The organism is Janthinobacterium lividum (genome assembly GCF_034424625.1).
GTDB lineage: Bacteria > Pseudomonadota > Gammaproteobacteria > Burkholderiales > Burkholderiaceae_D > Janthinobacterium > Janthinobacterium lividum.
The window spans coordinates 1327559-1349226 of record NZ_CP139976.1 but is presented as its reverse complement, the minus strand read 5'-3'; the positions used below and the strand labels follow the sequence as shown (position 1 = coordinate 1349226).

At 63.0% G+C, this 21668-nt stretch carries 19 protein-coding genes; 9 read left to right on the top strand and 10 right to left on the bottom strand.

Annotated elements, in window-relative coordinates:
• Positions 1-45 precede the first annotated feature (45 nt).
• Together U0004_RS06095 and aptA are read right to left on the bottom strand one after the other, a co-directional pair.
• Positions 46-1548: a CoA-acylating methylmalonate-semialdehyde dehydrogenase gene (locus U0004_RS06095; RefSeq protein ID WP_070260134.1), complete on the bottom strand. Its 1503-nt coding sequence runs from the start codon at positions 1546-1548 to the stop codon at positions 46-48.
• Between the two features lie 82 nt (positions 1549-1630).
• Positions 1631-2947, bottom strand: a complete 1317-nt coding sequence (gene aptA, locus U0004_RS06090; RefSeq protein WP_070260136.1) for an omega-aminotransferase AptA — start codon at positions 2945-2947, stop codon at positions 1631-1633.
• 199 nt (positions 2948-3146) lie between these two features.
• On the opposite strand from aptA, the gene U0004_RS06085 reads away from it, so the two are divergent.
• Positions 3147-4604, top strand: coding sequence for an aminotransferase-like domain-containing protein (locus U0004_RS06085; protein ID WP_070260139.1), 1458 nt, complete (start codon positions 3147-3149; stop codon positions 4602-4604).
• Between the two features lie 10 nt (positions 4605-4614).
• Positions 4615-5313, top strand: a complete 699-nt coding sequence (locus U0004_RS06080) for a TetR/AcrR family transcriptional regulator (RefSeq protein ID WP_070260141.1) — start codon at positions 4615-4617, stop codon at positions 5311-5313.
• A gap of 13 nt (positions 5314-5326) precedes the next feature.
• On the opposite strand, the gene U0004_RS06075 is transcribed toward U0004_RS06080, so the two are convergent.
• Entirely contained in the window at positions 5327-6262 is a 936-nt protein-coding gene (locus U0004_RS06075; protein ID WP_070260217.1) for a choice-of-anchor A family protein, read from the bottom strand.
• Positions 6263-6573: 311 nt separating this feature from the next.
• On the opposite strand from U0004_RS06075, the gene U0004_RS06070 reads away from it, so the two are divergent.
• From U0004_RS06070 to U0004_RS06055, 4 genes are all read left to right on the top strand, one after another.
• Positions 6574-7056, top strand: coding sequence for a hypothetical protein (locus U0004_RS06070; protein ID WP_070260143.1), 483 nt, complete (start codon positions 6574-6576; stop codon positions 7054-7056).
• A 142-nt stretch (positions 7057-7198) separates the two neighbouring features.
• Positions 7199-7468 (top strand): hypothetical protein, encoded by a 270-nt coding sequence (locus tag U0004_RS06065; RefSeq protein ID WP_070260145.1) that lies wholly within the window; start codon positions 7199-7201, stop codon positions 7466-7468.
• 160 nt (positions 7469-7628) lie between these two features.
• Complete coding sequence (locus U0004_RS06060; RefSeq protein WP_070260147.1) at positions 7629-8051, top strand: VOC family protein; 423 nt, start codon at positions 7629-7631, stop codon at positions 8049-8051.
• Between the two features lie 11 nt (positions 8052-8062).
• Positions 8063-9226, top strand: coding sequence for a dipeptidase (locus U0004_RS06055; RefSeq protein WP_115057416.1), 1164 nt, complete (start codon positions 8063-8065; stop codon positions 9224-9226).
• On the opposite strand, the gene U0004_RS06050 is transcribed toward U0004_RS06055, so the two are convergent.
• From U0004_RS06050 to xapA, 7 genes are all read right to left on the bottom strand, one after another.
• Positions 9223-10434: a nucleoside deaminase gene (locus tag U0004_RS06050; protein WP_070260151.1), complete on the bottom strand. Its 1212-nt coding sequence runs from the start codon at positions 10432-10434 to the stop codon at positions 9223-9225. The genes U0004_RS06055 and U0004_RS06050 overlap by 4 nt on opposite strands.
• Before the next feature lie 10 nt (positions 10435-10444).
• Positions 10445-10852, bottom strand: a complete 408-nt coding sequence (locus tag U0004_RS06045; RefSeq protein ID WP_034785574.1) for a cytidine deaminase — start codon at positions 10850-10852, stop codon at positions 10445-10447.
• Between the two features lie 85 nt (positions 10853-10937).
• Positions 10938-12260 carry a thymidine phosphorylase gene (gene deoA, locus U0004_RS06040; RefSeq protein ID WP_070260153.1) on the bottom strand — a complete coding sequence of 441 codons (1323 nt, stop codon included), beginning with the start codon at positions 12258-12260 and terminating at the stop codon, positions 10938-10940.
• Positions 12261-12334: 74 nt separating this feature from the next.
• Positions 12335-14716: an aldehyde dehydrogenase family protein gene (locus U0004_RS06035; RefSeq protein ID WP_370452791.1), complete on the bottom strand. Its 2382-nt coding sequence runs from the start codon at positions 14714-14716 to the stop codon at positions 12335-12337.
• A gap of 12 nt (positions 14717-14728) precedes the next feature.
• Positions 14729-15688 carry a deoxyribose-phosphate aldolase gene (gene deoC / locus U0004_RS06030; RefSeq protein WP_046685481.1) on the bottom strand — a complete coding sequence of 320 codons (960 nt, stop codon included), beginning with the start codon at positions 15686-15688 and terminating at the stop codon, positions 14729-14731.
• Positions 15685-16878, bottom strand: coding sequence for a phosphopentomutase (locus tag U0004_RS06025; RefSeq protein WP_034785578.1), 1194 nt, complete (start codon positions 16876-16878; stop codon positions 15685-15687). Before U0004_RS06025 ends, deoC begins: the two co-directional genes overlap by 4 nt.
• A gap of 117 nt (positions 16879-16995) precedes the next feature.
• On the bottom strand, positions 16996-17835 hold the full coding sequence (gene xapA, locus U0004_RS06020; RefSeq protein WP_034785579.1) for a xanthosine phosphorylase: 840 nt from the start codon (positions 17833-17835) through the stop codon (positions 16996-16998).
• Between the two features lie 538 nt (positions 17836-18373).
• On the opposite strand from xapA, the gene U0004_RS06015 reads away from it, so the two are divergent.
• From U0004_RS06015 to U0004_RS06005, 3 genes are all read left to right on the top strand, one after another.
• On the top strand, positions 18374-19531 hold the full coding sequence (locus tag U0004_RS06015; protein WP_070260158.1) for a carbohydrate kinase: 1158 nt from the start codon (positions 18374-18376) through the stop codon (positions 19529-19531).
• A 2-nt stretch (positions 19532-19533) separates the two neighbouring features.
• A complete protein-coding gene (locus U0004_RS06010; RefSeq protein ID WP_034785582.1) occupies positions 19534-20463 on the top strand; it encodes a pseudouridine-5'-phosphate glycosidase in 930 nt (309 codons plus the stop codon).
• Between the two features lie 85 nt (positions 20464-20548).
• Positions 20549-21451, top strand: a complete 903-nt coding sequence (locus U0004_RS06005; protein WP_034785584.1) for a LysR family transcriptional regulator — start codon at positions 20549-20551, stop codon at positions 21449-21451.
• Positions 21452-21668: the final 217 nt, after the last annotated feature.

Genomic DNA, 21668 nt, shown 5'->3' with positions numbered 1-21668 from the left:
GCGTATTCCTCTTGTTATGTGCGGCCGGCTTGTAGTTTGAAACCTTTACTTCATCTGGGGAAAAGCAAATTCCACACCAGCGCTTGCCGTATTCGGCCAGCGCTGCATCACGGCCTTGTGCCGCGTGTAGAAACGCACGCCTTCGGGGCCATAGGCGTGGTGGTCGCCGAACATGCTGCGCTTCCAGCCGCCAAAGCTGTTGAAGGCCATCGGCACGGGCAAGGGGATGTTGACGCCCACCATGCCGACCTGGATCTGGCGCACGAATTCACGCGCTACGCCGCCGTCGCGCGTGTAAATGGCCACGCCGTTGCCATACTCGTTGGCGTTGATCAGCTCCACCGCATGCACCACGTCAGGACACCGGAGCACGCACAGCACGGGGCCGAAAATCTCTTCCTTGTAGATGCTCATGTCGCGCGTCACATGGTCAAATAAAGTACCGCCGACAAAGAAGCCATTCTCGCGTCCCGGCACCACATGGTTGCGGCCATCGACCACCAAAGTTGCGCCCTGCTCCACACCCGATGCGATGAGTTTTTCGATGCGCTGCTTCGCGGCCAAGGACACCACCGGTCCCATTTCCGCACCATCGGCCATGCCGTCGCGCACTTTCAGTGCGGCCGTGCGCGATGCCAGTGCATCGATCAATTTGTCGCCCGCGTCGCCCACGGCCACCACCACCGAGATGGCCATGCAGCGCTCGCCCGCCGAACCGTAGGCCGCGCCGATCAGCGCATCGACCGTCATGTCCATGTCCGCGTCGGGCATCACCACCATGTGGTTCTTCGCGCCGCCCAGCGCCTGCACGCGCTTGCCGCTGGCGCTGCCGCGCGCATAGATGTATTCGGCGATCGGCGTGGAGCCGACAAAGCTGATCGCCTGCACGACCGGATGGTCGAGCAAGGCATCGACCGTGACCTTGTCTCCCTGTACCACGTTGAAGACGCCGTCGGGCAAGCCCGCTTCTTTCAGCAGTTTCGCGTGCAGCAGGGAGGCGGACGGATCGCGCTCGGACGGTTTCAGGACGAAGGTATTGCCGCAGGCGATGGCAACGGGGAACATCCACATCGGCACCATCACGGGGAAATTGAACGGCGTGATGCCGGCCACCACGCCGAGCGCCTGGCGCATGGACCAGGCATCGATGCCGCGCGAAATCTGGTCCGTGAATTCGCCCTTTAACAATTGCGGAATGCCGACGGCAAATTCCACCATCTCGATGCCGCGCGCCACCTCGCCCTGCGCATCGGCAAAGGTCTTGCCATGCTCGCGCGTGAGCATGGCGGCAAAGTCGTCCGTGTGCTGCTGGCACAGTTGCAGGTAGCGGAACAGCACCCGCGCGCGCGTCAGGGGCGGCGTGGCCGACCAGGAAGGAAAGGCGGCGGCGGCCGCCTGCACGGCCGCGTCCACGTCTGCCACGGTGCCCAGCACGACCCGGGCGACGGGTTCACCGAGCGCGGGGTTATACACGTCGCCATAGCGGCCGCTCTGGGTGTCGACTTTGGCGCCGTTGATGAAGTGGGTGATGGTGTCGAGAGTGTTCATGGTGTTCCTTTTTCAAACCCAAAAACAAGTGCCGGGGTCGGCCCCTCAGGGTCCGACCCCAGGTTTTGCTTGGGGTCACAGTTCAATCAAGATTTTTGAGTACCTTGGCCAGCTTGCCAAACAGCTCGTCGACATGCTGTTTTTCCAGCACCAGCGGCGGCGACAGGGCGATGATGTCGCCGGTCGTGCGTATCAGCACGCCGTCGGCGAACGCCTGCTTGAAGGCGTTGAAGGCGCGCGTGCCGGGTTTGCCGGCGATGGGATCGAGCTCGATGCCGGCGATCAGGCCTATGCTGCGCAAGTCGATCACGTGCGGCAGGCCCTTCAGGGAATGCACGGCGTCGCTCCAATACGCCTGCATCGCTTTAGCATGGCCCAGGATGTCCTGTTCCTCGAACACTTGCAGGGTCGCCAGCGAGGCGGCGCAAGCCAGCGGGTGGCCGGAATACGTGTAGCCGTGGAACAGTTCGATGCCGGCCGGCGCGTCCATGAAGGCGTCGTGGATGTATTGTTTGCTGAACACGGCGCCCATGGGCACCATGCCATTGGTCAGGCCCTTGGCCGTCGTCATCAGGTCCGGCTCGACATCGAAATAGTCGGCAGCGAACGGCGTCGTCATGCGGCCGAAACCAGTGATCACCTCATCGAAGATCAGCAGGATGCCGTGCTTGGTGCACAGTTCGCGCAAGCGTTTCAGATAGCCTTTCGGCGGGATCAGCACACCCGTGGAACCGGCCACCGGTTCGACGATGACGGCGGCAATCGTCGAGGCGTCGTGCAGGGCGACGATGCGTTCCAGTTCATCGGCCAGGTGGGTGCCGTATTCGGGCTCGCCCACCGTGTAGGCGTTCTTGTCCAGGTTATGCGTGTGCGGCAGGTGGTCCACGCCCGACAGCAGGGGACCGAAGGTCTTGCGGTTGCCGCCGATGCCGCCCACGGAAATGCCGCCAAAGCCCACGCCGTGGTAACCGCGTTCGCGGCCGATCAGACGGGTGCGCGCGCCCTCGCCGCGCGCCCGGTGATAGGCCAGCGCGATCTTCAACGCCGTGTCGACCGCTTCGGAACCGGAGTTCGTATAAAACACGTGGCCGAACTTGTGGCCCGTGTAGTCCATCAGCTTTTCCGCCAGGTCGAAAGCGGCCGGATGGCCCATCTGAAAGGTCGGCGCGAAGTCCAGCTGGCCCACCATCTCGCGGATGGCAGCGACGATTTTCGGCTGCGCATGGCCGCACGGCACGCACCACAGGCCGGCCGTGCCATCGAGGATGGCGTTGCCATCGACGTCCTTGTAATACATGCCTTCAGCCGACACGAGCAGGCGCGGGTTGGCCTTGAAATCACGGTTGTTCGTAAACGGCATCCAGAATGCCGACATCGATTCCGGCCTTGTTTCGTTCATGACCTTCTCCTTGGGATGGGCTGGCGCGGGGCCAGGATCGTTTTTGACGAAGCGTAAAATAATTTACCAGTTGGCAAAAAGCTGATGTAATAATAGACAGGCCATCCCCAATGGCACAGATACACAAACGGCAAAGTACCCCAACCGTACAGGGCGGAAAACCACTACAGTTTTGTGCAAGGCAGCATAAGGAGCCACCGTGAAGCACAGCGACAGCACAGACGATGCCCCCGAGCAAGCAAGCGGCTGGCCCGTGCTGGACATCGACCGCCAGAAAAAGGGCGGCCTCGTCGAGCAGATCGTCATCGCCATCAGCGTCATGGTGGGCAGCCGCGCCCTGCGCATCGGCACGCGCATGCCGTCCGTGCGCCAGTTCGCCCGCTGCAATGGCGTGTCGACGTTTACCGTCGTCGAATCGTACGACCGCCTGGTCAACCTGGGCTTGCTGTCGTCGCGCCGCGGTTCCGGCTATTTCGTCGCGCGCCACGATGTCGCCGCCTCGCCGCAGGCGGCCGTACACGCGAGTCCCACCGCCATCGATGCCCTCACGCCGGACCTGTATTCGGGCGTGTCCGATGCCCTGCCCGTGGGTGCGGGCTGGCTGCCGCCCGAGATGTATGGCGAAGCGACCGTGCTCGATGCCGTGCGCCAGGCCATGCGCATTCCCGCCAACAGGCTGCGCGGCTATGGCCATCCTCTCGGTTTTCCCTCGCTGCGCCAGCACCTGGCCACCAGCCTGTCGGAAGAACTGTTTCAGGTGGAGCCGGACCAGGTCTTGCTGACGCATGGCGCCACGCATGCCTTCGATTTGATCCTGCGCAGCCTGACCAAGCCGGGCGACACGGTGCTGGTGGAAGACCCCGGCTACAGCAATCTGCAGTCGCTGATCCGCCACCACGGCTGCATCCCCGTCGGCATCAGCCGCGGCGAGGCGGGCCTCGACCTCGATGCGCTGGCCAGCGAGGCCGCGCGCACCCAGCCCAAGCTGATGTTCGTCAACACGGTGCTGCAAAACCCGCTCGGCACCTCGCTCAGCCAGGCGCAGACGCACCGGCTGCTGGCGCTGGCCGAGCAATTCGATTTCTGGCTGGTGGAAGACGATATCTACCGCGAACTGGCGGCACGCGGCGACGCATCGCTGGCGGCCATGGATGGCTTGCGCCGCGTGATCCGCGTGGGCAGCTTTTCCAAGACCCTGTCGCCCGTGCTGCGCGTGGGGTCGATTTGCGCCTCGCCTTCGCTGGTGGCCGAACTGGTACGCGTGAAAATGCTGGCGGGACTGACGACGTCGGAAATCAACGAGCGCGCCGTCTACCACGCCATCTCCGCGCGGCCCTACAAGCGGATGGTCGAGCGGCTGGTGGCGCAGCTCAATGCGGCCCGCGAGCGCAGCATCGACTGCCTGGCGCAGGCGGGCATGGCGCCCGTGGCACGGCCCCGCGGCGGCATGTTCGTCAGCGCCGGCTGGCCCGACGTGCAAACGCCGGAATGGAATGGCAAGATCATCGCCGACATGGCCTTGAAGGCCGGCATCCTGCTCTCGCCGAACGAATTTTTCATGCTGCGCGCGCCCGAGACAGTGTGGTTCCGCTTCAACGTGGCCTACACCGATACCCCCGTGCTGCAAGCGTTCCTGCAATCGATCCGCCCACGCTAAAGAACCTGCCATGGCCAGCGAAAAATCCCCTACCCTTCCCGTAAAAAATGCCGGCGGGCGGCGCCTGCAAAACCGCGACCGCCTGGAAGCGGACATCCTGGAACAAGCCGTGCGCGCGTTCGCGGAAAGCGGCTATGAGGGCGCGTCGATCGCCACCATCGCCGAACGGGCCGGCCTGTCGAAGCAAAACCTGATGTATTACTTCCCGTCCAAGCAGCTGCTGTACCAGCGCGTGCTCGACGATGTGCTCGACGACTGGCTGGCGCGCATGGAGTCGCTGGCCAATGAACACGACGAGCCGCGCGACGTGCTGCGCGCCTACATCGGCGCCAAGCTGCGTTTTTCGCGCGAACAGCCGTGGGCTTCGCGCGTGTATGCGCTGGAAGTGATCAATGGCGCCCCCCTGTACGGCGCGCAGATACGCGACCGGGTCGTGCCCCTGCTGCGCAAGGATATCGCCGTCTTCGAAGCCTGGATCGCGGCCGGCAGGATCGCGCCCGTCAACGCCACGCACCTGATGTTCGCCATCTGGGCCATGACGCAATCGTATGCGGATTTTTCAGCGCAGATGGCCCTGGTGCTGGAGCGCAAGCAGCTCACGCGCAAGGATTACGAGGATGCGGAAATCCTGATCGCGCACATGGTACTGGCGGCCGTGTCCATGCCGCCCGCAGGCGAAAAAAAACCGCCTTGCAAGGCGGTTTCCTGAACAGCGCAAACGCTTATGCTGCCGTCTTGCCCTTGCGGCGGCGCGCCATGAAGCCAACCAGGCCCAGGCCTGCCAACAACATCGCATAGGTTTCCGGTTCCGGCACGGCCGAAACATAACCGGCCACGTTGGTGACGTTGAAATAATGGTTGGCGTTGACCTGGATGTTCGAAGCCCAGTTACCCACCACCACGTTGCCGTTGATCTGGCCATTGCCGCCGGCCAGGGTCGCCAGTGGCGCCAGAATGCTGCCATACAGGCCCACACCGTTCAAGGTGATGTTTTGCGCTTCATAGAAGTTGTACAGCACATTGTATTTGCTGAAATCGCCGTAGCCGCCGGACAGGTTCACATTCTTGCCGCTGATATTGAGGATCAGGGTGTCGTTCGTGTGCAGGTTGCTGAACTTGAAGTTATTCACCGAGCCCAACGCCGCGGAAGTCAGATCGAACACTTGCACGCTACCCGTGCCGCCCTTCAGGGTCATGCCGCCGTAGGCCACGGAGCTGCTGCCCGTGGACGCCACTTTCGCCAGCGAGGTCGAGGTGCTTTTCAGTTGGGCCGAGGTGGAGGCAAACGATACGGGCGACGCCGTGGTCTTGGTCGCCGTGTTCAGGCCCACGCTGCTCGTCGTCGTGCTGCCACCCACAAAATAGTTGCCGTTCTTGATCGAACCGGAGCTGTAGTTCAGGTTGCCGCCAACCACCAGCGCATAGCCGGTATTACCGTGCGTGACGTAGGCGTCCTTGTTCTTGTCATTAATCGAATAGCTCGACGCGGACAGGTTACCGGCAACCAGCACGCCGCCTTCGACATCGCTGCCGGACGCGCTGAAGTTGCTCAGGGAATACAAATTGGCGCCACCGATACCCAGATCGACAACACCGGCTTGCGCGGCGCCGGCAGCGAACACGGTCGACAGAACGAGAAGGAGTGGCAATTTAGGCATGCTTGGCATTTTTATTTCCAAAAAGAAAATTAACTTGACGCCAGAATATCATATCTATTTGATTTGAGATGTCGTAAATCAACAACTTTTGTAACAATTATGAAAACATAGTTGCATAATGGAAATTGTTTTCCTGTCGCTGCCCGGAGAAGGCCTTAGCCATCCGGATGGCGCTTTGAACAGATGGGAAAACAGCCGTTTGTTCTGCTCTTTCAATATTGCTTAGAAGCGCAGCCAACTTGGTGATACGATCGCGGCAGCGCCAGGCCAGGCCAGGCCACAGAATACGAAATCATAAGGATGAAGCACGCATGAAACGATTGTCCCTAGGCGCACTGATGCTGGCATATGCCTGCGGCGCACACGCCGATGTTGTGAACATGATCGATAACCAGCCGCTGAGCGAAACCTGGCTCAACGCGGGCTTTTATTCGTATCACTTTCAGCGCGACAAGAACCTGAATGACAGCAATCCGGGCCTGGGCGCCGAATACCGCTTTTCCACGGTCGCGTCGGTCACGGCGGGCCGCTTCTACAATAGCGACCGTGCCTACTCGAACTACCTGGGCGTGTACTACCAGCCGATCAAGGTAGGCCCGCTGCGCGTCGGCGCCGTCGTTGGCGGCTTCAGCGGCTATCCGAAGATGCGCGATGGCGGTTGGTTCCCGGCCCTGGTCCCCACCATCAGCTATGAATACCAGCGCGTGGGCGTGAATATCGCCGTCGTGCCTTCCTACAAGGACCGCCTGTATGGCGCCCTCAGTTTCCAGCTGAAACTCAAGGTGTTTGAGTAACCGTTTGTCCCGGCCTGTCGCCGTTCGGTCCGCCATTCCTGCCATTCGTCGCATACGCGAGGCCCGGCAGTATAGTTCTGCCTATAGTGGACTCATCGCCAGCATGCATACGGCAGCGGCACCCACACGACAGGAGAACGGCATGAAAGACATCAATTCGGCACCGGGCAGCACTTCCTTCAGCGCTTTCTGGAACGAGCTGTGCGCTTACACGCGCCAGGGCATGGCCGCCTTGCGGGCCATGTCGTGGCCCATGCTGCTGGCGTGCTGCCTGGGCCTGGCGTTCCTGATTACCATCTTGCCGCTAGCCATCATGCTGTTTGCCCTCGTCATGCTGCTGAAATGGGCAAGCAACAGCGATGATGCCGGCGCAGACGAAAAAGCGCCGGGCTCGCAGCAGTCGCCGCAATAAAAATTTGCGTCGTGGCAAGAGTTCAATGATTGTTCTATGGCACTATGGATGGGCACAGCACTGACAGGCATCAAACCCATCCCGATGGACGGTATGGGTACGGAACGCCACGCAGTATCCATGATCGAAGCTACTCCCCCACCGCCATAGGAGTTTTCTGATGACCACGACAGCAAAAGCTACAGCAGCGACGACCATTCCCTGCCTGCGCTACCGCGACGCGCCCGCCGCCATTGAATGGCTGTGCAAGGCGCTCGGCTTTGAAAAACAATTGATCGTGCCTGACGGCAACGGTGGCGTCGCCCATGCGCAACTGAGCTTCGGCAATGGCATGGTCATGGTAGCACCGGCCCTCGACAGCGACTATGGCCGCCTGATGAAACTGCCTGGCGACATCGGCGGCGCCAATACGCAAAGCTGCTACCTGGTCGTCAGCGATGCCGATGCCGTCTACCGCAGCGCGCGCGAAGCCGGCGCCGAGATCGTGCTCGACATCAAGGATGAAGATTACGGCGGACGGGGATTTACCTGCCGCGACCCGGAAGGCCATATCTGGAGCCTGGGCACCTACGATCCATGGTAAAACGGAGAACAATGATTATCAGTACCCTCGCCGCCGCCAGCCTTGCGCTGATCGGCGGTTTCCTGTCCGCTCCCGTCCTCGTCGACGAGCACCTCAACCGTGTCCACCCTCCGTCCGGCAAGGCGCCATCGGCAGCCACCGTGGCCCTGCACCAGAGCCTGTGGATCGCCGACCTGCATGCGGACAGTCTGCTGTGGCAACGCAACCTGAACCGCGACAGCCAGCGCGGGCATGTCGACTTCCCGCGCCTGCAACGGGCCAACGTGGCGCTACAAGCCTTTTCCGTCGTGACCAAGACGCCGCGCAAGATGAATATCGAGCGCAATGGCAGTGACACTGACAACATCACGGCCCTGGTGGTGGCACAAGGCTTGCCGCCCGCTACCTGGAACAGCCTGCTGGCGCGCGCCACCTGGCAGGCCGACGAACTGCGCCAGCAAGCGGCCAAGAGCCATGGCAAGGTCCGGGTGATCGGCAGCCGCGCCCAGCTGCGCAGCTTCATCGCCGCGCGCGAAAAAGACCCCGCCCTGCTGGCCGGCTGGCTGACGCTGGAAGGCGCGCATGCGCTCGAAGGCAAGCTGGACAACCTCGATACCCTGTACCGGGCCGGCTTCCGCATGGCCGCGCCCACGCATTTCTTCGATACGGAACTCTCCGGTTCCCAGCACGGCATGAAAAAAGGCGGCCTGACGCCGCTGGGCCGGCAATGGCTTCGCGCCATGGAGCAGCGCAAGATGATCGTCGACCTGGCGCACGCCTCGCCGGCCACCATCGACGACGTGTTAACGATGGCGAAACGCCCCGTGATGGTCTCGCACACGGGCGTGCGCGGCACTTGCGCCAACGGCCGCAACCTCAGCGACAGCCAGTTGAAACGCATCGCCGCCCAGGGTGGCCTGGTGGGCATCGGCTTCTGGAACACGGCCGTCTGCGGCAAGGACGTGGCGTCCATCGCGCGCGCCATCAAGTACACGGTCAAACTGATCGGCGCCGAACACGTGGCCTATGGCTCGGACTTCGACGGCGCCGTCACCACGGCCATCGATGCGACAGGCTTGCCGCGATTGACGCAGGCGCTGCTCGACGCTGGCCTGTCGGAAGCGCAGATCCGCCGCGTGGCGGGCGAAAACGTACGCGACTTCCTGCTGAAGAACCTGCCGGACGACGACGCCTAACCGAGTGCGCTGATCAACGCATGGTCCGCCACCTGGCGTGGCCGGATGCGTATCAGCTTGCGGTACAACGGCGGCATCGACTCGCACAGCGCCAGCAGCGCGTCTTCATCCATGGCCGGGCGCACATACTGGAATTGCGCGGGATTATTTTCCGGCAGCGCCCCCTCCATGGTGGAGCCGTAGGCGCCCAGGGTCATGAAGCTGGCGGCGCTGTCGTCCGGGCCGATGGCCAGCACGAAGGTGCCATGCTTGGGATGCCCCAGGTAGCTTTTGATTTCATCCTGCAGCGCCGGCTCCGCGTTCGCCATCAATTCAAAGCGCAGCTGCGCGTACTGGCGCGTGCATTCCATGAATGGCGTGCGGATGACCGACTGCGCCAATTTTCCCGGCATGCACAACAACAGATTGCCAAAGGAATCGAGCAAGGCGGCCGCGTCGCCCTGCCCGCCATCGCGCACATCCTGCTCCATGGCCGCCTGCAAAAATGGCGCCAGGCCGGCATCCGGCGCATGCGGCGCGCAGCGGTAAGTGAGGGCATCAGGATAGCGGCGGCGCAGGGCGCGCACCACGGCATGCTCGGACGGCAAGGTGGCGGGATCGCGCAAGTACACGTCGTCGCCGGCGTTCAGCAACTGCATCACCTGCGCCGATGTCGACTCGAACACGAGCGAGCACAGTGCCTGCGTCGCCTCGTGGATGCTCTTGCCGATGAAAAAAGATTTGGGCGCGGCGCCGGAAGGCAGGCGCGCATACTCGGTGGCGCCACGCACGGCCGGATAGCAAAAGCTGCGGCCGGCCTGCGCCTGCAGCGGCGCCGGCAAGGCGGTAAAACTGGCGCTGCCATCGTAATTGATGCCCGCCTTGACGTCGGGAGCGGCCACCACCACGTTGAAACCGGCCGCCAAAATCGCCCCCGTGCACATGCAGCACGGATCGAGCGAGGTGACGATGGTCAGTTCGCCCGGCGGCGGCAAGGGCGTGCCCTTGGCCCGTTCGGCGAAATACCAATCCACCAGCTGGCGCTCGCCATGCGCGGTGGGGTCGAACACCAGGCCCTGGCGCACGACGTTGTTGTGCATCGATTGCAGCACGTTGCCGGCGCCATCGAGCAGCACGCCGCCCACGCCGAAGGTCCCCTGCGTCTTGGCTGCCATGGCTTCGGCCGCGGCAATCGCCACGGCGGCCTGGATGTCGATCGTCTTGTTCAAGCGGATCCTGTTACTTCATGTCCAGGTCGGAATTGCCGAAGCCGTGCGGCAGCAGCCAGCCCGCCGTCACTTCCATGACATCGTTTTTCAGATTGGTGAGGATCACCGGCAGGTCGGCGCCGCCCATCTCGAAGATCACCTGGCGGCAGGCGCCGCATGGCGAGATCGGTTCCGCCGTGTCGCCCGTGACGGCCAGCCTGGCAAAGTCGCCCGGCTTGCAGCCATGCGCGATGGCGCTGAAAAACGCCGTGCGTTCGGCGCAGTTGCACAGGCCATACGCGGCGTTTTCCACGTTACAGCCGCGGAAGACGCGGCCATCCTTGCACAGCAGCGCCGCGCCCACCTTGAAACGCGAGTATGGCGCGTAGGCCAGTTCGCGGCCAGCGTTGGCTTCGGCGATCAGTTCTTGGTTGTTCATTTGATTATTTACCTGTAAAACCCGCAAGGGCTGGGGTCGTACCCTCAGGGTACGACCCCGGACTCTGCTTTGGGGCTAAAAATAGTTACGGTCGAATGGTACGGTAAATCACCGGATTGGCCGCCAGCGCCACCGCGCTGATGGCGTACGCTTGCTGGATTTCCCTGACGGCTTGCTGCGCCGCCGCTTCCGTGCGCGCGTGCACCATGGCCAGCGGCTGGCCGACAGCCACCTGCTCGCCCAGGCCCACGAGATCCGTCAGGCCGACAGCGAAATCGATGCTGTCCGTCGGACGGCGGCGGCCACCACCCAGGGCCACCACGGCCAGACCGATGGCGCGGCAATCGCGCACGTTGGCAAAGCCGGCAGACAGCGCCGGTGCCGGCACGATGAATGGTGCCTGTTCCAGGTGCTTGTCCGGTTGTTCGACCAGATCGGCCGGGCCGCCCAGGGCAGACACCATGCGCGAAAAGCGCTCGGCCGCTTCGCCCGAATCGAGGGCCGCCATCAATTTCACGCGCGCTCCTTCTTCGGTGGCAGCCAGGCCGCCCAGCACCAGCATCTCGGCGCACAGCGCCAGGGTGACTTCATGCAGGCGCGCGGGACGCGAACGGCCCGTCAGGTAATCCATGGCGCCGCGCACTTCCAGCGCATTGCCCGCATACGGCGCCAGCGACTCGTTCATGTCCGTCAAAATCGCCGACGTCTGCATGCCCGCGCCATTGCCGACGGCGACGATGCTTTCGGCCAGTTCCACCGACTTGTCGTAGGTCGGCATGAAGGCGCCCGTGCCCACTTTCACGTCCATCACCAGCGCATCCAGGCCGGCCGACAGTTTCTTCGACAGGATGGAGCCGGTGATCATGGCCACCGATTCCACCGTGGCGGTGACGTCGCGGATGCTGTAGAAACGCTTGTCGGCCGGCGCCAGCTGCGCCGTCTGGCCGATGATGGCCACGCCGATCTCCTGCACCACCTTGCGGAACAGTTCATTGTCCGGCACCGTGCAATAGCCGGGAATGGCGTCGAACTTGTCCAGCGTGCCGCCAGTGTGGCCCAGGCCGCGGCCCGAGATCATCGGCACGTAGCCGCCGCACGCGGCGACCATGGGGCCCAGCAGCAGGGAGACGACATCGCCCACGCCGCCCGTCGAATGCTTGTCGACGATGGGGCCCGGCAGGTTCAGCGAGCGCCAGTCCAGCACCTGGCCGGAATCGCGCATGGCCAGGGTGAACGCCACGCGCTCGTCCATGTTCATGTCGTTGAAATAGACGGCCATGCCCAGCGCCGCGATCTGGCCTTCGCTGACGCTGCCGTCAGTAATGCCGCGCACAAAAAACTGGATTTCCTCGGCGCTCAGCACGCCCTTGTCGCGCTTCTTGCGAATGATTTCCTGGGTTAACAACATGGAATAACTCCAATCATGAGATCTGGGGCCAGTCCCTGCGGATCTGACCCCAGCTTTGTAACGCTGGTGACTTATCAGACGCCGTAAGGAATCCACACGTTTTTCACTTGCGACGCATGCGCCAGCACGGCACGGCCGCCGCTTTGCGCGGCGCTGTACCAGTCGCGGCCCTTCGCGCCGCCAACCCAGGTGCGCTTCAGGGTGCCGGCCGACAGGCGCTCGACTTCCGCGCAACCTTCAGCGGAACCGTCATGGCGCCAGACGGCGTCGATGTCGGCGTGCGTGGCCAGGGTGCGCGCCAGTTCATCGGCGTTGCCGCTGATGATGTTGACGACGCCGCCTGGCAAGTCGGACGTATCGAACACCTGGTACAGGTCCAGCGCGGAGAGCGGATGCGCTTCCGACGGCACCACCACCACGCGGTTGCCCAGCGCGATGGCCGGCGCCACCAGCGAAATGAAGCCGAGCAAAGGCGCTTCATTCGGGCAAACGATGCCGATCACGCCGACCGCTTCGTTCAGCGCCACGGTGATGCCTTTCGTTGGCGGCTGGTGCGCCAGGCCGTCGTACTTGTCGGCCCAGGCAGCGTAGTAGAACAGGCGTTCGATCGATGCCTGTACTTCCTTCTCAGGATTTTTACTGCCCGTCATGGCGGCGATGCGGGCGGCAAATTCGTCGGCGCGCGCGGCCAGGTTTTCAGCGATGTAGTACAGCACTTGCGCGCGGTTGTGCGCCGTGGCGCCGGTCCAGCCGGACGCTTTATGGGCCGCTTCGACGGCGTTGCGGATATCCTTGCGGCTGCCCACGCCCACTTCGGCCAGCAGGGTGCCATTCGCGCCGAACACGGGGGTGCTGTAGGCGCTGTCAGGGCGCGCCTGCTTGCCGCCGATGTACATCTTGGCCGTGCGGTCGATGGCGAACGGATCGGCTGCCGCCGGCTTCACATTGCCCTTGGCTTTCGCTTCCACCACCGGCAAGGCCGGACGCGCATCTTCGGCCAGGGCAGTCATGTATTCCAGCATGCCTTCGCGGCCGCCTTCGCGGCCGAAGCCCGATTCGCGGTAGCCGCCGAAGCCGCATGCGGCGTCGAACTGATTCGCGCTGTTGATCCACACCACGCCAGCCTTGATGGCGGGAGCGATATCGAGCGCCAGGCTGATCGACTCGGTCCACACGCTGGCGGCCAGGCCGTACACCGTGTTGTTCGCCAGTTGCACCGCTTCAGGCGGCGTGCGGAAGCTCATGGCCACCAGCACGGGGCCAAAGATCTCAGCCTGCGCCACGGCGGCCGAGGTCGACGCGCCCGTGATCAGGGTGGGCGGGAACCACGAACCGTCGGCAGGCAACTCGCACGCCGGCTGCCATACATCGCAGCCTTCGGCACGGGCCGAATCAACCAGCGCGGCGATGCGCTGGCGCTGCACGGGGTCGACCAGCGCGCCCACGTCCATCGATTTGTCCAGGGGCGAGCCGAGGCGCAGGTTTTCCATGCGCGCGCGCACCTTGTTCAGGAAGCGCTCCTGGATCGATTCCTGCACCAGCAGGCGCGAACCGGCGCAGCACACTTGCCCCTGGTTGAACCAGATCGAATCGACCAGGCCTTCCACGGCGCCGTCCAGGTCAGCGTCTTCAAAGACGATGAACGGCGACTTGCCGCCCAGCTCCAGCGACAGCTTCTTGCCGCTGCCGGCCGTCGCTTCACGAATGAGGCGGCCCACTTCGGTGGAACCCGTAAACGCGATCTTGTCGACGCCAGGATGGTTGACGATGGCCGAGCCCACGCGGCCGTCGCCGGTGACGATATTGACCACGCCAGCCGGCACGCCCGCCTGCACGCACAGTTCGGCGAACAGCATGGCGGTCAGCGACGTGAATTCGGCCGGCTTGAAGACGACCGTGTTACCGGCCGCCAGGGCCGGGGCGATTTTCCACGACAGCATCAGCAGGGGGAAATTCCACGGCACGATCTGGCCCACCACGCCCACGGCGCGGTAGTCGGCGAATTCTTCCGACTGCAGCTGCGCCCAGCCGGCGTGATGATAGAAATGGCGCGCGGCCAGCGGCAGGTCGATATCGCGCGTTTCGCGGATGGTCTTGCCGTTATCCAGGGTTTCCAGCACGGCGAACAGGCGCGAATGCTTTTGCAGCAGACGGGCCAGCGCGTACATGACTTTCGCGCGGCCGTGGCCACCCATGCCTTGCCATACGGGCAGCGCGCGGCGCGCCGCTTCCACGGCGCGTTCCACGTCTGCATCGCTCGCTTGCGTCAGTTCCGCCAGTTGCGTGCCGTCGGCAGGATTGGTCGAGGCGAACAGTTCCGCAGGCTCGCTCCAGGCATTGTCGATGAACAAACCGAATGTGCGCTGGTGGCCATCAAGCCACGCCTGCGCTTCTTTTTGACTTTCGGGTGCAGGGCCGTAGTCCATAGTATTGAGAATCTCGTTAATTGTTGGCATGACGATTGTTCTTTAAGGTTGTGCGTGACGATGATTGGCCGAGTAGCTGCCGGTGACGTAGTGCTCAAGCTGGCGCTCGATGTCGGTCAGCAGGCTGGAAGCGCCGATGCGGAACAGGTGCGGCTGCAGCCATTCGTTGCCCAGTTCTTCCTTCATCAGGGTCAGGTATTGCAGCGCGCTCTTGGCCGAGCTGACGCCGCCGGCCGGCTTGAAGCCCACCTGGAAGCCCGTCTGCTCGTGGTATTCGCGGATCGTGCGCACCATCGTCAGGGCCACGGGAATGGTGGCGTTCACGCCCTCCTTGCCGGTGGAAGTCTTGATGAAATCGGCGCCTGCCATCATGCAGACCCACGACGCCTTGGCCACGTTTTCCATGGTCAGCAAGTCGCCCGTGGCGAGAATCGCCTTCACGTGCGCTTCGCCGCAAGCCTTGCGGTAAGCGAGCATTTCGTCGTACAGCACTTGCCAGTTGCCGTTCAGGACGTGCTGGCGCGTGATGACGATATCGATCTCCGAAGCGCCGGCGGCGACCGACAGTTCGATCTCGCGCAACTTCGTTTCCATGCTCGTCAGGCCGGCCGGGAAACCCGTCGACACGGCAGCGATGGGCAAACGGCCCTGGATGACCTTCACGGCCGGCTGGATCATCTCGTGGTACACGCACACGGCGCCGGTGCTCAGTTCCGTCAAGCCCAGTGCGTCCATCAGGTCGGCGCGCAGCGGGCGCATGGCCTTCATGCACAGGCGTTCCACGCGGCCCGGCGTATCGTCGCCGCCCAGGGTGGTCAGGTCGATCATCTGGATGGCTTTCACCAGCCAGGCGGCCTGGTATTCCTTTTTCACGGTGCGGCGGTTCGCCAGGCTGGCCGCGCGGCGGTCTGTCGCGGCGCGGTTGACGCGGATCTGGTTGATCCAGCCCAGGTCGAGGCCGACGGCCTCGTTACGCTTGAATTCGGGGTGCATGAGTGTCATAACAAGCTGGTTCCATTAGCAAGTGGTGGTACGCCAAGGTGCTTGGCGAGGGTTTGGCCAATATCGGAGAAGGTCTCGGAAATACCCAGCGCGCGCGGGGCGACGCCGGGGCCGAAGAAGATCATCGGTATATGTTCGCGGGTGTGGTCGGAACCGTGCCAGGTCGGGTCGCAGCCATGGTCGGCCGTGATCACGACCAGGTCGCCTTCCTTGAGCTTGGCCATGAATTCCGGCAGGCGCGCATCCATTTCGCGCAGCGCGTCGGCATAGCCCTCGACGTTGCGGCGGTGGCCGAAAGCCTGGTCGAAGTCGACGAAGTTCACAAAGGTGAGCGACTTGTCCTGCACTTCATCGGCCGTCTTCAGCAGCGCTTCGAACAGCGCCATGTTGTCGACGCCCTTGACGACTCTGGAGATACCCTGGGTAGCGAAAATGTCGCTGATCTTGCCCAGGCCGACGACTTCACCGCCCGCGTTCTTCACATGGTCGAGCAGGGTCGGCGCGGGTGGCGCGACGGCGTAGTCGTGGCGGTTGGACGTGCGCGTGTAGTTGCCATTGCTGCCAGTGAACGGGCGGGCAATGACGCGGCCGATGTTGTACGGCTCGACCAGCTTGAAGGCCATTTCGCATACCTGGTACAGGCGCTCGAGGCCGAACGATTCTTCATGCGCGGCGATCTGCATCACCGAATCGCCCGACGTATAAATAATCAGCTTGCCGGTGGCGACGTGTTCATCGCCATGCTTGTTGATGATGTCCGTGCCCGAGGCATGGCAGTCACCGAGGAAGCCCGGCACGCCGGACATGGCCTTGAGCTTGTCGGTCAGGTCGGCGGGGAACGATGGCGTGGTACGGGGAAAATATCCCCAGTCGAATTCGACGGGCACGCCGGCGATTTCCCAGTGGCCGCTCTGCGTGTCCTTGCCGGTGGAGCGCTCGCGCGCCGCACCGTAGGCGCCGGTAAAACCGTCGCGCTGGTCGAAGCCCGTGGCCCATTCGCCGCTGGCCAGTTGCGCCGCAGCGCCCAAGCCCAGGCGTTCCATGTTCGGGAGTTTCAAGGTCTTGCCGCTTTTGGCGACAGTGCTGGCAATGTGGCCAAAGGTATTGGCACCTGCGTCGCCATACTTGGCGGCGTCTGGCGTCGCGCCAAGGCCGAAGGAATCAAGCAGGAGGATAAATGCGCGTGACATGATAAGGCTCGCTTTATGGATTGATGCGGGATGATGCGGACAGTGTAGGCCGGTTTTTCCCGGCCTGCCGCGCGGCAGCGCCGGTGGCCGGCGCGCCGCTACTGCATAAAAAAGTGCTTAGGCTTGCGGTTTTTCAGCGACTTTGGCCAGGAAAGCCAGGATCAGCTTGACCAGGTCTTTCGCGCCGATGGCCGCGTATTTCAGGGTTTGCTCGTGCGACAGGGCGAATGGCGACATGCCTTCGGCCAGGTTGGTGATGACGGACACGCCCACCACTTTCAGGTCGCAATGGCGGGCCGAGACCACTTCCGGCACCACCGACATGCCGACCGTGTCGGCGCCCAGGCGGGCCATCATGCGGATTTCGGCGGCCGTCTCGAAGTTCGGGCCAGGGTAGGCGACGAACACGCCTTCGTGCAGGGTGATGCCGTTCGAGGCAGCCGTGTCCGCGACCAGCTTGCGCAGGTCCGCATCGTAGGCGTTGGCCATGCTGAAGAAGCGCGGACCGAAGCGGTCGTCGTTCGGGCCGACCATCGGCGTGCCTGGCAACAGGTTGATGTGGTCGCTGATGGCCACCAGGCTACCGGCGTCCACTTCAGGGCGCAGGGAACCGGCGGCGTTGGTGACGAACAGCATTTCGCAGCCCAGCAGTTTCAGGGTGCGGATGGCGCTCGTCATCACGCCCATGCCATAGCCTTCGTAGAAGTGGCCACGGCCCTTCATGCAGACGACGGCGACGCCCGACAGGGTGCCGATCACCAGTTCGCCGGCGTGGCCGTGCACGGTGCTGATCGGGAAGCCTGGCAATTCGTCAAAGCTGATGCTGACGGCGTCCGTCATCTGCTCGGCCAACACGCCCAGGCCGGAGCCGAGGATCATCGCCACGCGCGGCTTGAAATTTTCAGGAGCGCGGGCACGGATGATTTCGGCGGCGTGGAAAGGGGTGTTGTTCGACATGGTTATCCTCTGATTGACTAATGATGATGGGTTGCTGCCTGCGCGGCCGTGCCCGGTGAAGGACTGCGGCCCAGGTATCGGGTAAGTATGGTGTTACAGGTATATCGAAATGCGTATTGCCATTGAGGCTATCCCAGTAGATGAATACATCCCCTGCTGGCGCACCTCAGAAGCGGGGACTGCGTTGATCGTCTTCGCGTGGCTCGCCACGCTTCCTCCTCACGCCTTGTCCGCGCTCCTGATCCGCTGCCAGCAGAAGACGCTCCCTACTGGGATAGCCTCCATTTGCCGCCACTATGCATCAAACGGAATATGTATGGCAAATACCATTTTTCTTGCCCATTTATACAATTCAAATATAAATGGGCGATATTATAGTCGAGACAAGCCCAGGTTCGCCATGCCCGGGAAATGCTTGCATACAAGCTCCATACGACCACTTTTGGCGCACGTCCGATACGAACTTCACACACGCTTGACACCAACAAGACAAATGTTTACAGTTTCAGACAAATGTTTAAACCTCAGCGAAAACCTTGTGACCGATACCAATAAAAAAGACCAGTTGTACACGCTGATCCGCAACAACCCCTTCATCTCGCAGCAAGACCTGGCGAGCGAACTGGGCTTATCGCGCTCGGCCGTCGCCGGCCACATCGCCGGCCTCATCCGTGAGCGGCGCTTGCTGGGACGCGCCTACGTGCTGCCCGACAGCCGGCCCGTGCTGTGCATAGGCGCCGCCAACCTCGACCGCAAGATGCGCACCCTGGCGACCTTGCAGATGGGCACCTCGAATCCCGTGCGCTCGGAAGAAGTGTTTGGCGGCGTGGGCCGCAACATCGCGGAAAACCTGGCCCGATTGTCGATCCCCGTGGCCCTGCTGACGGCGCTGGGCGACGATGCGGCCGGCCACGCCCTGCAGACGCACGCGGAAGACGCCGGCATCGACATGCGCGGCAGCTTACATCTGAGCAACACCAGCAGCGGCACCTACACGGCCGTGCTCGACGAACATGGCGAAATGCTGTTAGCGATGGCCAACATGCAACTCTATGAACAGCTGACACCGGCCTTTTTGCATAGCCGCCAGCCGCAGCGCGCCGCCGCCGCCCTCACCGTCTGCGACCTGAACCTGGGCCACGACAGCGTGCAGGCACTGCTGGCCGACGCGCGCCAGGATGCGGCCCACGCGACGCCGCTCGTCATCGTCGCCGTCTCGCAGCCGAAGATGGCGCACCTGCCGCAAGACCTGACGGGCTTGTACCTGCTGATCCTGAACCGGGGCGAACTGGAAACGCGCGTGGCGCGGACCCTGCCCACGGCAGCGGACCTGCGCGCCGCCTGCCGCGAAGTACAGCGCCAGGGCGCGCGCCAGGTGATCGTCACCTGCGGCGGCGAAGGCGTGTACTTCACGGATGGCGACAGCCCGGACGCGCCTATCGTCCACCTGGCCGCGCGCGAAGTGGACGCCGTCGACGTGACGGGCGCCGGCGACGCGTTTTCCGCCGCCGTCTGCTGGTCGCTCTACCACGACAGCAGCGATTTGAAACTGGCTTGCCGGCGCGGCCTGAAGCTGGCCGCCATGACCCTGGAATCGGCTGCCACCGTCTCCCCCCAGATTTCCGCCGGCGCGCTCGACAGCATTGACGACGCCGACCTGGCGCCGCCTCCCCCTACCCTCTTTCAACAGGATTAAACATGACCCAATTACAGAATTTCCTCTTGTTCTCGCAAGAAGTGCTCGACGCGCGCGCCGCCGGCAAGGCCATCGTGGCGCTGGAATCGACCATTATTTCGCACGGCATGCCGTATCCGCAAAACGTGGAAATGGCGCGCGAAGTGGAGCAGATCATCCGCGACGGCGGCGCCGTGCCGGCCACCATCGCCATCATCGACGGCAAGATCTGCGTGGGCCTGTCGCCCGAACAGCTGGAATTGCTGGGCACCTCGCCCGACGCCATGAAGGTCAGCCGCCGCGACCTGCCGTTCGTCCTGTCGCAGCGCAAACTGGGCGCCACCACCGTGGCTGCCACCATGATCTGCGCGGAACTGGCCGGTATTTCCGTGTTCGTCACGGGCGGTATCGGCGGCGTGCACCGCGGCGCGGAAACGAGCTTCGACATTTCCGCCGACTTGCAGGAACTGGCGCAAACCTCGGTGGCCGTCGTCTGCGCGGGCGTGAAATCCATCCTCGACATCGGCCTGACCCTGGAATACCTGGAAACCCACGGCGTGCCCGTCATCAGCGTGGGCCAGGAAGGTTTTCCCGCATTCTTCACGCGCGAAAGCGGCTTCAAGGCCGATTTCCGCCTCGACACGGCCGCCGAACAAGCCGCCTTCATCGGCACCAAGTGGCAGCTGGGCTTGACAGGCGGCGTGGTCGTCAGCAACCCCGTGCCAGCCGCGCAAGCCATGCCCAAGGAAGAAATCGATGCCATCACCACGCAAGCGCTGCAGGAAGCGGACGCGGGCGGAGTGAAGGGCAAGCAAGTCACGCCATTCCTGTTGTCGCGCATCAAGCAACTGACGGATGGCCGCAGCCTGGCGACGAATATCGCGCTGGTCAAGCACAATGCGCAAGTCGGTACGGCGCTGGCCATTGCCATGCAGGCAGTCGTGGCACGATAATAGGACTGCTGTAAAGAAAGCGCGCGCGCCTTTACGGGTCCGCGCGCCGTTCCATCGCCTAGCAACACGCAACGCCAAGGAAAGCATGTCCATCGATCTGAAACAGTTAAAGTATTTTCTTGCCGTTGCCGAGGAGAAAAGCTTCAGCCGCGCCGCCGAGCGCCTGCATATCTCGCAGCCGCCCCTGAGCCAGCAGATCATGAAACTGGAAAGCGAACTGGGCGTGCGCCTGTTTGCCCGCACCACGCGCACGTTCGAGCTGACCGTGGCGGGCAAGGCGCTGATGAACGAGGCGGCCGACCTGCTGGCCAAGATGCGCATGACCATCGACACCATCCGCCAGATCGACCGCGGCGAAGTGGGCCGCTTGCGCGTGGGCATCGTTGGCTCGGCCATGTGGGGGCCCATCCCCAGCCTGCTGGAAGAATTCCAGACCAAATTCCCCCGCGTCACCTGGACCATCCATGAATTCGGTCCCACGGTGCAATACGAAGCCTTGCGCGCCAAGCAGATCGACGTGGGCTTCTGGCGCGAACCCAAGCTCAACGACGACGACTTGCGTCACGATAATCTGCGCCAGGAACTGTGCTTCCGCGAAAATGTCTGCGTGGCCGTCAATGAACACCATCCGCTGGCGAAAAACACGGCCATCGAGCTGATCGACATCGCCCACGAGCCGATGCTCACCCTGAACCTCGATAAATCCGCGTTTCCCCGCTACCTGGTGCAATGCTGCATCAATGCCGGTTTCGAACCCGTAATCTTCCAGGAAGCGAGCGAGCCGCAAACCCTGCTGGCCATGGTCGGCGCGGGCCTGGGCGTGACCCTGGTGCCGGAAACGACAAGCCGCATCGGCTGGCCCGGCGTCGTGTTTCTGCCGATCAAGACGAATCCCCCGTCGGCCAACCTGTACATCAGCTACACCACGCTGGACGACGCTCCCGTCGTGCGGGCCTTCCTGAATATCCTCAATCCCCCGGCCGTCTAAGCTGCGGCACTAGCTATTTATATGCACTGCATATAAATACATAAACAAAAACGTATTTGTCATACATATCTGGCATGATGCATAGTGATTCGGACGCCCATCGCGGCGCCGGTCCCGTGCTTGCCCTGCCCGTCAACTGACGGCGCATCCCAGCCCGCTCCGGCAGCCCCATTCGATGTTGTACCTATAGACGGGGCGCGACTGTTGCATGAGCATC

Excerpts from the sequence above, each read along its gene's own strand:
- U0004_RS06095 (WP_070260134.1), bottom strand. The coding sequence starts at position 1,548 with ATGAACACTCTCGACACCATCACCCACTTCATCAACGGCGCCAAAGTC.
- aptA (WP_070260136.1), bottom strand. The coding sequence starts at position 2,947 with ATGAACGAAACAAGGCCGGAATCGATGTCGGCATTCTGGATGCCGTTT.
- U0004_RS06080 (WP_070260141.1), top strand. The coding sequence starts at position 4,615 with ATGGCCAGCGAAAAATCCCCTACCCTTCCCGTAAAAAATGCCGGCGGG.
- U0004_RS06075 (WP_070260217.1), bottom strand. The coding sequence starts at position 6,262 with ATGCCTAAATTGCCACTCCTTCTCGTTCTGTCGACCGTGTTCGCTGCC.
- U0004_RS06070 (WP_070260143.1), top strand. The coding sequence starts at position 6,574 with ATGAAACGATTGTCCCTAGGCGCACTGATGCTGGCATATGCCTGCGGC.
- U0004_RS06065 (WP_070260145.1), top strand. The coding sequence starts at position 7,199 with ATGAAAGACATCAATTCGGCACCGGGCAGCACTTCCTTCAGCGCTTTC.
- U0004_RS06060 (WP_070260147.1), top strand. The coding sequence starts at position 7,629 with ATGACCACGACAGCAAAAGCTACAGCAGCGACGACCATTCCCTGCCTG.
- U0004_RS06055 (WP_115057416.1), top strand. The coding sequence starts at position 8,063 with ATGATTATCAGTACCCTCGCCGCCGCCAGCCTTGCGCTGATCGGCGGT.
- U0004_RS06045 (WP_034785574.1), bottom strand. The coding sequence starts at position 10,852 with ATGAACAACCAAGAACTGATCGCCGAAGCCAACGCTGGCCGCGAACTG.
- deoA (WP_070260153.1), bottom strand. The coding sequence starts at position 12,260 with ATGTTGTTAACCCAGGAAATCATTCGCAAGAAGCGCGACAAGGGCGTG.
- U0004_RS06035 (WP_370452791.1), bottom strand. The coding sequence starts at position 14,716 with ATGCCAACAATTAACGAGATTCTCAATACTATGGACTACGGCCCTGCA.
- deoC (WP_046685481.1), bottom strand. The coding sequence starts at position 15,688 with ATGACACTCATGCACCCCGAATTCAAGCGTAACGAGGCCGTCGGCCTC.
- U0004_RS06025 (WP_034785578.1), bottom strand. The coding sequence starts at position 16,878 with ATGTCACGCGCATTTATCCTCCTGCTTGATTCCTTCGGCCTTGGCGCG.
- xapA (WP_034785579.1), bottom strand. The coding sequence starts at position 17,835 with ATGTCGAACAACACCCCTTTCCACGCCGCCGAAATCATCCGTGCCCGC.
- U0004_RS06010 (WP_034785582.1), top strand. The coding sequence starts at position 19,534 with ATGACCCAATTACAGAATTTCCTCTTGTTCTCGCAAGAAGTGCTCGAC.
- U0004_RS06005 (WP_034785584.1), top strand. The coding sequence starts at position 20,549 with ATGTCCATCGATCTGAAACAGTTAAAGTATTTTCTTGCCGTTGCCGAG.